This window comes from Spirillospora sp. NPDC049024, from assembly GCF_040649235.1.
Lineage (GTDB): Bacteria > Actinomycetota > Actinomycetes > Streptosporangiales > Streptosporangiaceae > Spirillospora.
The window spans coordinates 427,820-440,396 of record NZ_JBEZFD010000001.1 but is presented as its reverse complement, the minus strand read 5'-3'; the positions used below and the strand labels follow the sequence as shown (position 1 = coordinate 440,396).

At 72.4% G+C, this 12,577-nt stretch carries 12 protein-coding genes; all 12 read left to right on the top strand.

Going from position 1 to position 12,577, the window contains the following annotated elements; translation table 11 throughout:
- Position 1: 1 nt before the first annotated feature.
- The 12 genes from AB0C21_RS02070 (at position 2) to lepB (ending at position 12,023) form a co-directional block, all read left to right on the top strand.
- On the top strand, positions 2–673 hold the full coding sequence (locus tag AB0C21_RS02070; protein ID WP_500202228.1) for a DivIVA domain-containing protein: 672 nt from the start codon (positions 2–4) through the stop codon (positions 671–673).
- Between the two features lie 136 nt (positions 674–809).
- A complete protein-coding gene (ftsY, locus tag AB0C21_RS02065; protein ID WP_500202227.1) occupies positions 810–1,964 on the top strand; it encodes a signal recognition particle-docking protein FtsY in 1,155 nt (384 codons plus the stop codon).
- 281 nt (positions 1,965–2,245) lie between these two features.
- A complete protein-coding gene (locus AB0C21_RS02060) occupies positions 2,246–3,586 on the top strand; it encodes an ammonium transporter (RefSeq protein WP_500202226.1) in 1,341 nt (446 codons plus the stop codon).
- Positions 3,586–3,924, top strand: a complete 339-nt coding sequence (locus tag AB0C21_RS02055) for a P-II family nitrogen regulator (protein ID WP_149257802.1) — start codon at positions 3,586–3,588, stop codon at positions 3,922–3,924. Before AB0C21_RS02060 ends, AB0C21_RS02055 begins: the two co-directional genes overlap by 1 nt.
- 8 nt (positions 3,925–3,932) lie before the next feature.
- Positions 3,933–6,527: a [protein-PII] uridylyltransferase gene (locus AB0C21_RS02050; protein ID WP_500202225.1), complete on the top strand. Its 2,595-nt coding sequence runs from the start codon at positions 3,933–3,935 to the stop codon at positions 6,525–6,527.
- A gap of 87 nt (positions 6,528–6,614) precedes the next feature.
- The gene (ffh, locus tag AB0C21_RS02045; protein WP_500202224.1) at positions 6,615–8,189 is read left to right on the top strand and encodes a signal recognition particle protein; all 1,575 of its coding nucleotides are present in this window, start codon (positions 6,615–6,617) and stop codon (positions 8,187–8,189) included.
- 228 nt (positions 8,190–8,417) lie between these two features.
- Positions 8,418–8,867, top strand: coding sequence for a 30S ribosomal protein S16 (rpsP, locus tag AB0C21_RS02040; RefSeq protein WP_141577564.1), 450 nt, complete (start codon positions 8,418–8,420; stop codon positions 8,865–8,867).
- 1 nt (position 8,868) lies between these two features.
- A complete protein-coding gene (locus AB0C21_RS02035; RefSeq protein ID WP_021598307.1) occupies positions 8,869–9,111 on the top strand; it encodes an RNA-binding protein in 243 nt (80 codons plus the stop codon).
- A gap of 11 nt (positions 9,112–9,122) precedes the next feature.
- On the top strand, positions 9,123–9,635 hold the full coding sequence (gene rimM / locus AB0C21_RS02030; protein WP_500202223.1) for a ribosome maturation factor RimM: 513 nt from the start codon (positions 9,123–9,125) through the stop codon (positions 9,633–9,635).
- Positions 9,632–10,501 carry a tRNA (guanosine(37)-N1)-methyltransferase TrmD gene (gene trmD, locus AB0C21_RS02025; protein ID WP_500202222.1) on the top strand — a complete coding sequence of 290 codons (870 nt, stop codon included), beginning with the start codon at positions 9,632–9,634 and terminating at the stop codon, positions 10,499–10,501. The genes rimM and trmD overlap by 4 nt, the downstream gene beginning before the upstream one ends.
- Before the next feature lie 118 nt (positions 10,502–10,619).
- Positions 10,620–10,970 carry a 50S ribosomal protein L19 gene (rplS, locus tag AB0C21_RS02020; protein WP_149257798.1) on the top strand — a complete coding sequence of 117 codons (351 nt, stop codon included), beginning with the start codon at positions 10,620–10,622 and terminating at the stop codon, positions 10,968–10,970.
- 168 nt (positions 10,971–11,138) lie between these two features.
- Entirely contained in the window at positions 11,139–12,023 is an 885-nt protein-coding gene (gene lepB / locus AB0C21_RS02015; RefSeq protein ID WP_500202221.1) for a signal peptidase I, read from the top strand.
- Positions 12,024–12,577: the final 554 nt, after the last annotated feature.

Sequence of the window (12,577 nt, the reverse complement as noted above, 5' to 3'; positions counted from 1 at the left end):
CTTGAACTCCCCGAACCTTCCGGTCGTCTCCGAGGGCTCGCGGCTGACCCCGGGCGAGCTCCACTCGGTGGTGTTCGCCCGGGCCGCCCTCGGGCGCCGCGGGTACGACGAGGAGCAGGTCCGCAACTTCCTGCAGTACGTGGAGCGCGAACTCGTCCAGATCTTCAACGACAAGGCCGCGCTCGCCGAGGAGGTGAACCGGCTGCGCGCCCAGGCCTCCTCCGGCTCCCGCGGCGTGATGGCGCCCGAGGACGCCCACTTCCAGGCCGTCCGCATCCTGTCGCAGGCCCAGCAGACCGCCGACCTGTACGTGGCGGACGCCGAGCGCTACACCAGGGAACTGGCGCACGAGGCGAGGCTGCACCGGGAGGCGATCCTGTCCGACGCCAAGGGCCGCGCGGAGCAGATGCTGGAGGAGGCCCACCGCAAGGCCGCCGCCGTGGCCGACGCGGCCGTCCGCGCGGCCGAGACGAAGCCCGCGCCGGCGCCCGCGTCGAGCCCGGCGCCCCTCCCGGACGACGAGCGCCTCGCCATGGAACGCGAGATCGCCTACCTGCGCACCTACAGCGACGTCTACCGCACCCACCTGCGCTCCTATCTGGAGGCCCTCCTCCGCAACGTGGACGAGTGGGAGTCGTCCGAACGGGCATCCCTTCCTGGGGGTAATGCCTGATCTACCGTCCCGGTGCGGGTACCGGGGCACCCTGGCGTCTCGCGCGGTTGCGCGCCCGGCCGGGCTCGCCGCATGATCGGCGGGCCCGGCGCAGCGTGTTCGCGCGGGAGTGCTCGTCTGGAAAACTGGGGGCGTTATGGAATTTGTGATCGTCATCGTCGCGCTGGCCGTGCTCGCGCTGATCATCGGCGGCGTCACGCTGCTGCGCCCGCGCCGGACCCGCCCGCGCCCGCCCGTCGAGCGCCCCTCGGAACGGACCGGCGGCGCCACCGCCGCCGACGTGGCGGAGGCCGGCGCCCCCACGATCGAGAAGGCCCCGCCGACGGAGGTCCCGCCGCCGCGGCCCACGGTGGAGATCGAGAAGCCGCCGCCCGGCGCGGGCCGGCTCGTGCGGCTTCGGGCGCGGCTCGCCCGCTCCCAGAACGCCTTCGGCAAGACCCTCCTCGTCCTGCTGTCGCGCGAGACGCTCGACGAGGACGCCTGGGAGGAGATCGAGGACACCCTGATCACCGCCGACATGGGCGCGGCGGTGGCCCGGCAGGTCACCGACGACCTGCGGACGCGCGTCCAGGTCCTCGGCACGCGCAGCCCGGAGGAGGTCCGCGCGCTGCTCAAGGAGGAGCTGGTCAAGCAGATCGGCCCGGACATCGACCGCTCCCTGCACACCGAGGCGCACGGCGACCGCCCCGCCGTGCTCATGGTCGTCGGCGTGAACGGCACCGGCAAGACCACCACGTGCGGCAAGCTCGGCCGCGTCCTCGTCGGTGACGGCAACACGGTGCTGCTGGGCGCCGCCGACACGTTCCGCGCCGCCGCCGCCGACCAGCTGGAGACGTGGGCGACGCGGGTGGGCGCGCAGGTCGTCCGCAAGGACGAGGGCGCCGACCCCGCCAGCGTCGCGTTCGACGCCGTCAAGCAGGGCATCGAGACCAAGGTCAACGTGGTGATCGTCGACACGGCGGGCCGGCTGCACACCAAGACCGGGCTGATGGACGAGCTCGGCAAGGTCAAGCGGGTCGTGGAGAAGCAGGCCACGGTGGACGAGGTCCTGCTCGTCCTGGACGCGACGACCGGCCAGAACGGCATGCAGCAGGCCCGCGTCTTCGCCGAGGTCGTCAACATCACCGGCGTGGTGCTCACCAAGCTGGACGGCACCGCGAAGGGCGGCATCGTCGTCCAGGTGCAGCGCGAGCTCGGCGTCCCGGTGAAGCTGGTCGGGCTGGGGGAGGGGCCGGACGACCTCGCTCCGTTCGAGCCCGAGGCGTTCGTGGACGCGATCCTCGGCGACTGATCCGGCCCCGCGAGACCGGCCGATCCGGGCACTGCGGACCGCCCGGTCCGGCCTCGCGGACCGGTTGGTTCCGGCCTCGCGGACCGGCCGGTCCGGCCTCGCGGGCCGGTGGAATCGGCTCCCGAACCGGCCGATTAAGGCATGTGAGGATTCGGAAACAGCGGTGAAACACGTCCGGGACGGTTTTCACACCGCGGAAACTTAGCGGCATACCGGGCGAAACGGCCGCGCCCGAGTCTCTGAGCATTCGAGGTTCCTGGCGAGGAGGGACACGCTCAGAGATGAAGATCGATAGCGGTAGTACCGCCTGGATGTTGACGAGCACCGCGCTCGTCCTGCTGATGACACCGGGCCTGGCCTTCTTCTACGGAGGGATGAGCCGGGCCAAGAGCGTGCTCAACATGATGATGATGAGCTTCGTCAGCATCGCCGTGGTGGGCATGGCGTGGGTCGTCTACGGCTACTCCCTGACGTTCGGCGACGGCGGGCCGCTCAGCTCGTTCATCGGCGGGTTCGGCGACTGGGGCCTGGTCGGCCTGGAGAACGCGGCGACGGCCGACGACGGGACGGGCATCCCGCAGCTGGTCTTCGTGGCCTTCCAGGCGACGTTCGCCATCATCACCGTCGCGCTGATCAGCGGCGCGGTCGCGGACCGTGCCAAGTTCGGGGCGTGGGTCGTGTTCAGCCTGGTGTGGGCGACCCTGGTGTACTTCCCGATCGCCCACTGGGTGTGGTGGTCCGACGGCCAGGACGGCGGCAAGTCCGGCTGGCTGTTCGACCTCGGCGCGCTCGACTTCGCGGGCGGGACGGTCGTGCACATCAACGCCGGCGTCGCGGCGCTCGCCCTGGTGCTGGTGCTCGGCAAGCGCAAGGGCTGGCCGAAGGAGCCGATGCGGCCGCACAACCTGCCGTTCGTCCTGCTCGGCGCCGGGCTGCTGTGGTTCGGCTGGTTCGGCTTCAACGCCGGGTCCGCGCTGTCGGCCGGCTCCACCGCGGCCGTCGCGTTCATCAACACGCTCGTCGCGACCTGCGCCGCCGCGTTCGCCTGGATCGTCGTCGAGAAGCTGCGCGACGGCGCGTCCACCACGCTCGGCATCGCCTCCGGCGTGGTGGCCGGACTGGTCGCGATCACCCCGGCCTGCGCGTTCGTCACCCCGCTCGGCGCCCTCGTCCTCGGCCTGGTCGCCGGTGCCGTGTGCGCGTTCGCGGTCAGCCTGAAGTACAAGCTCGGCTACGACGACTCGCTCGACGTCGTCGGGGTCCACATGGTCGGCGGCATCGTCGGCGCCCTGCTGATCGGGCTCCTGGCGACCACCGCCGTCAACGACGCCGGCGCCGACGGGCTGTTCGCGGGCGGCGGGCTCGCGCTGCTCGGCAAGCAGGCCGTCGCCGTCCTGGCGACGCTCGCCTACTCCTTCGTCGTCACCTACGTGATCGCGAAGGTGATCGACCTGGTGATGGGCTTCCGGATCAGCGAGGACGACGAGGCCGCCGGCATCGACAGCACGGCGCACGCGGAGACCGCCTACGACTTCGGCACCATCCGCGCGGGCATCGGTTCCGGGGCGACCGCGGCGGCGCCCGCCCCGCCCGCCCCGGCGAAGAAGGTGGAGGCGAAGTGATGAAGCTCGTCACGGCGGTCATCAAGCCGTTCAAACTGGACGAGGTCAAGAAGGCCCTGGAGGCCTTCGGGGTCAAGGGGATGACCGTCAGCGAGGCCAGCGGCTACGGGCGGCAGAAGGGCCACACGGAGGTCTACCGGGGCGCCGAGTACCAGGTCGACCTGGTGCCCAAGCTGCGCGTCGAGGTCCTGGTCGAGGCCGAGGACGCCGACGACATCATCGACGTGATCGTCAAGGCGGCCCGCACCGACAAGATCGGCGACGGCAAGGTGTGGGCCGTGCCGGTCGACACCGTCGTCCGGGTCCGCACGGGCGAGACCGGACCGGAAGCCCTCTAGGGACCACGGTGACCCTCGCCAACCCGCCGGCCGGAGGCCGGGCCCCCGCGCCCGCTCCGGCCGGCGGCGCCCCGAGCCGGGAGGCGGCCCGCGCCGCCCTGGCCGCCGCCCGCGCCTCCCGCGCCGCGGCCCTGGACCGCTGGCTGGCGTCCCTCCTGGCCACCGCCCCGCCCCACTCGGCTCCCGCGCCCCCGCCGCAAGCGGCCGCCCCGCGCGGTGGTGCCGCACCCGACGGCACTGAGCAAGGTGACGCGGAGGCCGGCGCCTCGCACGACAGGACCTCACGCGACGACCTGCCCGGCGCCGGCCTTGCAGGCGGCCTCCCGAGCGGAGGCTCGCAGACGGGCGGTTCGCAGAGCGGCGCTTTCCTGACCGGTGACGGAGGGACGCCGGAAGGGGTGGCGCTCGTCGCGGTGGGCAGCCACGCGCGGCGGGAGCTGACGCCCGGCGGCGACCTCGACCTCGTCCTGCTGCATCGCGGCCTGGCCGGCGTCGCGGCGATCGCCGACCGCGTCTGGTACCCCGTGTGGGACTCGGGGCTGCGGCTCGACCACTCCGTCCGCACCGTCGCCGAGGCCCGGACCGTGGCGCGCGGCGACATCAAGGCCGCCCTCGGCCTGCTGTCGGCCCGCCGCGTCGCCGGAGACCACGCCCTGGTCGACGAGCTGCGCGCCGCCGTCCTCACCGACTGGCGCGCCGACGCCCCCGTCCGGCTGGCCGAACTGTCGGCCATGTGCCGGGAACGCTGGGAGGCCCAGGGCGAGCTGGCGTTCCTGCTCGAACCCGACCTGAAAGAGGCCCACGGCGGACTGCGGGACGTCCACGTCATGCACGCGGTCGCCGCGTCCTGGGTGGCCTCCGCCCCCGACGCCCGCGTGCGCGCCGCCCACGACCTGCTCCTCGACATCCGCCACGCGCTCCACGAGGTCACCGGGCGCTCCACCGACCGGCTCGTCCTCCAGGAGCAGGCGGCCGTGGCGCGCGCCCTCGGACTCCTGGACGCCGACGTCCTGCAACGCTCGATCGCCGAGGCCGCCCGCACGATCACCTACGGGGCGTCCCACCTGTGGCGCCGCGTCGACAACTTCACCAGGGCCAAGCACCGGCAGCCGCCCGGCGACCCGCAGGGGACGGGACGGCGCGGCGTGGAGCGCAGGCCGGTCGGGGACGGCGCCGTCGAGCACGAGGGCGAGGTCGTCCTCGCGCGGAACGCCGATCTGAGCGACCCGGCCCTCGTCCTGCGCGTCGCCGCCGCCGCGGCCCAGACGGGGCTGCCGCTCGCCCCCGCCACGGTGGCCCGGCTCGCCGAGCACGCCGCCCTGCCGCGCGTCCCCTGGCCCGCCGCGGCCCGCGACGCGCTGGTCTCCCTGCTCGGCGCCGGGCCCGCCGCCATCGCGGTCTGGGAGGCCCTCGACCAGGCCGGGCTGGTCGTCCGGCTGCTGCCCGACTGGGAGCGCGTCCGCAACCGCCCGCAGCGCAACCCCGTCCACCGCTTCACCGTCGACCGCCACCTCGTCGAGACCGCCGCGGGCGCCGCCGCCCTGACCCGCGAGGTGGCCCGTCCCGACCTGCTCCTGATCGGGGCCCTCCTGCACGACATCGGCAAGGGCTGGCCGGGCGACCACTCCAAGTCGGGCGCCGTCGTCGCTCGGGACATCGGCGCCCGCCTCGGCTTCCCGGAGGCGGACGTCCGGGTCCTGGAGACCGTCGTCCGGCACCACCTGCTGCTCCCCGAAACGGCGACCCGGCGCGACATCGACGACCCGGTGACCGTCCAGACGGTCATCGCCGCCGTGTCCGAGGCGCCCGGCCGCGAGCGCGAGGTCCTCGACCTCCTCGCCGCCCTCGCCGCCGCGGACGGCGGCGCCACCGGCCCCGCCGCCTGGGGCGCCTGGAAGGCCGGGCTCGTCGCCGAACTCGCCCGCCGCGCCGCCGCCGCGCTCTCCGGCGGCACGCCCCCGCCGGCCCCCGCGCTCGCCGCCGACCACGCCGCCCTGGCGCGCCACGACGGCGCCGCCGTCCGCGTGACGGGCTCCCGGATCACCATCGCCGCTCCGGACCGGCCGGGCCTGCTCTGGCGCGCCGCCGGCGTCCTCGCCCTGCACCGCCTGGCCGTCAAGACGGCGCGGGTGGTCTCCTCGCCGTCCGTCTCCGGAGCGTCGGCCCCGTCCGCCCAGACGGCGGTGCTGGACTTCACGGCCGTCCCCGAGTTCGGGACGCCGCCGGATCCGGCCGGCCTGGAGGCGGACCTGCGCCGGATGCTCGCCGGCCGCCTCGACGTGGCCGAGCGGCTCGAACGGCGGGCGCGGTCGGTCCGGATCCGGCCCGGAGTCACGGTGCCGCCGCCGCGCGTCACGATCGTGGACGACGCGTCGCGGACCGCCACCGTCGTCGAGGTCCGGGCCCACGACCGCCCCGGCCTCCTGTGGCGGGTCGGGCAGGCGCTCGGGTCCTGCGGCCTCCAGGTCCGCGCCGCCCAGGTGGACACGCTCGGCGCCGAGGCGGTGGACGTCTTCTACGTGGTGGACGCCCAGGGCCGTCCGCTGGACGCCTCCGACGCGCTGGACGCCGTCCGGGACCGGGTCCTCGAAAGTCTTCACTGACCGGATCATCGGAGGGGGCGGGGCTCACCCGGCGACCCGATACGCTGATAGGCGATCCCAGAAGCTTTCCAAGGACGGTCCAGACACGTGTTCGAGACGCTCTCCGACCGGTTGACGACGGTCTTCTCGTCGCTGCGCAGCAAGGGCCGGCTCTCCGAGGCCGACATCGACGCGACCGCGCGCGAGATCCGGATCGCGCTGCTTGAGGCCGACGTCGCGCTCCCCGTGGTCAAGGCCTTCATCGCCCAGATCAAGGAGCGGGCGCGCGGCTCGGAGGTCTCGCAGGCGCTGAATCCGGCGCAGCAGGTCGTCAAGATCGTCAACGAGGAGCTCATCACCATCCTCGGCGGCGAGACCCGGCGGCTCCGGCTGGCCAAGACCCCGCCGACCGTGATCATGCTCGCCGGCCTCCAGGGCGCCGGCAAGACGACCCTCGCCGGCAAGCTCGCCCGCTGGCTGAAGCAGGAGGGCCACACGCCGATGCTGGTGGCCGCCGACCTCCAGCGTCCGAACGCCGTCCAGCAGCTCCAGGTCGTCGGCGAGCGGGCCGGGGTCCCGGTGTTCGCGCCCGAGCCGGGCAGCGGCGTCGGCGACCCGGTCGACGTGGCGCGCCGCTCGATCGACCAGGCCAGGCACGCCCAGCACGACGTCGTCGTCATCGACACCGCAGGCCGCCTCGGCATCGACGCCGAGATGATGCAGCAGGCCATCGACATCCGCGACGCCGTCCGCCCCGACGACATCCTGTTCGTCGTCGACGCCATGGTCGGCCAGGACGCGGTCAACACCGCCCAGGCGTTCATGGACGGCGTCGGCTTCGACGGCGTCGTCCTCACCAAACTCGACGGCGACGCGCGCGGCGGCGCGGCGCTGTCGGTCCGGCACATCACCGGACGCCCGATCATGTTCGCCTCGACGGGCGAGAAGCTCGAGGACTTCAGCGTCTTCCACCCGGACCGCATGGCGGGCCGGATCCTCGACATGGGCGACATCCTCACCCTGATCGAGCAGGCCGAGCAGGCGTTCGACGCCGAGCAGGCCGAGAAGATGTCCTCCAAGTTCGCCTCGGGCGAGGACTTCACCCTCGAGGACTTCCTCGAGCAGATGATGATGATCCGCAAGCTCGGCCCGATCGGGAACCTGCTCGGGATGATGCCGGGCATGGGCCAGGTCCGCGACCAGATCAGCCAGATCGACGACCGCGACCTCGACCGCATCGCCGCGATCATCCGCTCGATGACCCCGCAGGAGCGCGCCCAGCCGAAGATCATCAACGGCTCGCGGCGGGCCCGCATCGCCAAGGGCTCCGGCGTCGGCGTCGGCGAGGTCAGCAGCCTGGTCACCCGGTTCTTCGACGCGCAGAAGATGATGCGGCAGATGGCCGGCGGCATGGGCCTGCCCGGCATGCCCGGCGGCCGCCGCAAGGCGACCAAGGCCGCGAAGGCGGCCAAGAACAAGAAGGGCAAGCAGCGCAGCGGAGACCCCCGCAAGCGCGCCGCCGGCAAGGGGCCGCAGGAGCAGGCGCCCGCGGCCGACGGCATGCCGAAGGGCCTGCCGCCCGGCCTCGGCGGCGGCGCCCTCCCGCCGGGCCTCGGCGGCCAGCTCCCGCCCGGCTTCCAGATGCCCGACCTGAACAAATTCCAGGGCCGCAAGAAGAAGTGACCCGCACGCCCCCACCGCATGGCTTGAGCGCCGCTCGACGCGACACCCGGGCGGCGCGATTGCGCTTTCGCGGCGAACGTCTGGCAGAATGACAGGCTGGAAACCCGGAATCGCGAGGCGCCCTCTCTCGTCCTGCGCGACCGGAGTCCATCGGACGGCCGTGAGCCGGTGTTCCCCACCTGGCACGGGCCCGTCCATCCCGTGATGAAGTTGGAGTACACCACACCCGTGGCAGTCAAGATCAAGCTCAAGCGTCTGGGGAAGATCCGGAACCCGCAGTACCGGATCGTCGTCGCCGACGCCCGCACCAAGCGCGACGGGCGGGCCATCGAGGAGATCGGGCTCTACCAGCCCAAGCAGGAGCCCTCGCTCATCAAGATCGACTCTGAGCGCGCGCAGTACTGGCTCGGCGTGGGCGCGCAGCCGACCGAGCCGGTCCTCAACCTGCTGAAGATCACCGGCGACTGGCAGAAGTTCAAGGGCGAGCCGGGTGCCGAGGGCACCCTCAAGGTCGCCGAGCCGAAGGCCGACCGGAAGGCCGCGTTCGAGGCCGCCGTCAAGGAGTCGCTGGGCGACGACGAGGCCGCCGGCACCGCGACCCGTGGCAAGAAGAAGGCCGAGCCGAAGAAGTCGGAGGCGAAGGCCACCGAGACCGACGAAGCCAAGAGCGAGGGCTGACGTGCTCGAAGAAGCGCTCGAGCACCTGGTCCGCGGGATCGTCGAGAACCCGGACGACGTCCGGGTCCGCGCCCGCCGGATCAGGGGCGGCCGGGTCCTCGAGGTGCGCGTGCACCCCGAGGACCTCGGGAAGGTCATCGGCCGCAGCGGTCGCACCGCCAAGGCCTTGCGCACGGTGATCAGCGCCCTCTCCGGAGGCCGCTACGTGCGTGTCGACCTGCTCGACGTCAACGAGGTCCGCTGAGTGGCGTCCCGATGAGCGAACCGCTCGTGGTGGGACGGATCGGGCGGCCGCACGGGGTTCGCGGCGAGGTCGCCGTCGACGTCCGCACGGACGAGCCGGAGTCCCGGTTCGCCCCGGGCACGGAGATCGCCACCGACCCCGTCACCGCCGGTCCGCTCACCATCGAGCGGAAACGCTGGCATTCGGGACGCCTGCTCGTGCGCTTCGCCGGGATCGGCGACCGCTCCGCCGCGGAGGAACTGCGCGGCACGTGGCTCGTCGTCGACCCCGGTGACATCTCCCCGTCCGCCGACCCGGACGACTTCCACGACCAGGAACTGCTCGGACTCGCCGTGGTCACCACGGACGGGACCGAGGTCGGCCAGGTCGCGGACGTCCTGCACCACGGCCAGGACCTCCTGGTCGTGCGCGGGGCCGGAGGCGAGACGCTGGTCCCCTTCGTGGCCGCGCTCGTCCCCGAGGTGGACGTTCCCGGGGGGCGGCTCGTCATCGATCCGCCCCCCGGTCTGCTCGACGAATCATGAAACTCGACATCGTCACGATCTTCCCCGAGTACTTCGCCCCCCTGGACATCTCCCTCCTGGGCAAGGCTCGGCGCGCCGGGCTGCTGGACGTCCGCGTCCACGACCTGCGCGACTGGACCCACGACCGGCACCGCACCGTCGACGACACCCCCTACGGCGGCGGCCCCGGCATGGTCATGAAACCCGACCCCTGGGGCGAGGCCCTCGACACCCTCGTCCCCCCCACGACCCCAACCGCCGAGCCCGATCCCGAGCCCGCGCCCGGAACCGACGAGTCCGGGGCCCGTGAGTCCGGTGCCGGGGCGGCGCCCGCGACGGTCCCACGGTTGATCATTCCGACGCCGAGCGGGCGGCCGTTCACGCAGGCGGACGCGGTGCGGTACGCGGCCGAGCCGTGGCTGGTCTTCGCCTGCGGACGCTACGAGGGGATCGACACCCGCGTCGCCGAGGAGGCCCGCACCCGGATGCCGGTGGACGAGGTCAGCCTGGGCGACTTCGTCCTCGCCGGCGGGGAGGTCGCCGTCCTCGTCATGGTGGAGGCGATCGGCCGCCTGCTGCCCGGCGTCCTCGGCAACGCCGACTCCGTCACCGACGACTCCTTCGCCCCGGGCGCCATGGAGTCGCTGCTGGAAGGACCCGTCTACACCAAGCCGCCCGTCTGGCGCGAGCGGCCTGTTCCGGACATCCTCCTCTCCGGCCACCACGGCGCGATCGCCCGCTGGCGGCGCGACGAGGCACTGCGCCGGACGGCCCGGCACCGGCCCGAACTGCTCTCCCGCCTGGCGCCGGAGGCCCTCGACAAGCACGACCGCGCCGTGCTGCACGAGGCCGGTTTTCCGGTTGACGGCGAAGGTATGGCAGACTAGGGCGTCCGTGCGTCCAGACCGCACGGCACCCGAAGACCACTCTCCGCGGCGCGACGCCCCCACGAAGGACCCACCGGGGCCTCTCGACGCCCGCGTTCGACCATGAGGAACCGCTGCGATGCACACGCTGATCCAGGAGATCGAGAAGGCCGCGATGCGCGCCGACGTCCCGGACTTCCGTCCGGGCGACACGCTGAAGGTGCACGTGCGTGTCACCGAGGGCAACCGGAGCCGTATCCAGGTGTTCCAGGGCGTGGTGATCCGGCGGCAGGGCGGCGGCGCCCGCGAGACCTTCACCGTCCGGAAGGTCAGCTACAGCGTCGGCGTCGAGCGGACGTTCCCGCTGAACAGCCCCTCCATCGACAAGATCGAGGTCGTCACCCGCGGCGACGTCCGCCGCGCCAAGCTCTACTACCTGCGCAACCTGCGCGGCAAGGCCGCGCGCATCAAGGAGAAGCGCGAGCACTGAGCCGATGGACCACGACGCCCCGGGAACCCGCGACGGTGCCCGGGGCGTTGCCCGTTCTGGACCGAGTTGATCAACTTGGTCGTCGGCGACACGCCCGCGCGCACCGTCCCACGGGCACACCGCCGCTAGGCTTTTGCTCTGATGACCGACGAGGACGATCGGAGAGACGTGCGATCCGAAGCCGAGGGCGCGGCGCCCGAAGAGAAGGAGCCCGTGGACTCGGCCGATGAGGCGGCCGACGAACCCGAAGAAGACGGCAAGCGCAAGAAGAAGCAGGGCTCCTTCTGGAAAGAGCTTCCCGTCCTCATCGTGGTCGCCGTCGTGCTCGCCCTTGTCATCAAGGCGTTCGCGGTCCAGGCGTTCTACATCCCGTCGGGCTCCATGGAGAACACCCTCCAGGTCGGCGACCGCGTCCTCGTGAACAAGATCGTCTACCACACCCGGGACATCGCCCGCGGTGACGTCATCGTCTTCAACGGCCTCGACTCCTGGGACCCCGAGGTCCAGGTCAACGAGCCCAGCAACCCGGTCTCCAAGGCCCTGCGCGCCGTCGGCACCGCCTTCGGCGTCGCGCCCAACGAGAAGGACTACATCAAGCGCGTCATCGGCATCCCCGGCGACCACGTCAAGTGCTGCGACGCCAAGGGCCGCGTGACCGTCAACGGCGTCCCCCTCGACGAGAAGTCCTACCTCTTCACCGATCCGATCACCCACGAGCAGAACAAGCCCTCCAACGACCCCTTCGACGTCACGGTGAAGCCGGGTCAGCTCTGGGTGATGGGCGACCACCGCGAACTGTCCTACGACTCCCGCTCCCACCGCGGCGACCCGGGCGGCGGCACCATCCCGGTCGACCGCGTCATCGGCCGCGCCTTCGTGATCGTCTGGCCCCTGGACCGCCTCGGCACCCTGCCGATCCCGGACACCTTCAAACAACCCGGCCTGACGAAGACCGGCGCCGCCGCCGCCCTTCCCGCCGCTCCCTACGCCCTGGGCATCCTCTGCACCCTGCCCCTGGCCTACCTGAGACGCCGCCACCACCACCGCCACTGACACCCGCCTAGCGCCGCCGACCCGACCGGAAGCCTCCGGGAACGGAGCTGAGGTGGCTGCTCAGATCGGTGCGAGAGACGCTTGCGGTAGGCGTGCCCATCCTGGCCTCCCGGTACCTGGACGCGGCCGGCCGCGCCATATGAAGGTCAGCCTTTCTACAAATTCTCGACAATTAACTCCTTCCGGCGACCTTTCAGCCCCGAGCGCGCAGGTCCAGCGGCAAGAAGAAACCCCTGGCCGCCCCCGCCGACGCAACCACTCAAAGCCCTACCGACCGCACCAGGCGCCGCCGAACCGCAGCGCCCACCCGCCGGAGAAGACCCCGACCGGTGCAGGACGAGTCTCAAGTCGCGCCCCCACCCCATTGCGTCCACACGAAGATCGTCTCGGTCAGTAGGTCTGGCCACTGCATGCCCAAGAGCTTTGGACGCGCACCTGGAACTGGCGGGGTGGGGCGGGGCCTTGGCCTGTGGCTGCTGGGCCACGTCCTTGCGCCGGTCGACTCGACGGCGGGTCTGGCCGCTGCATGACCCGGGTTTCTGGGCGCGGTGCCA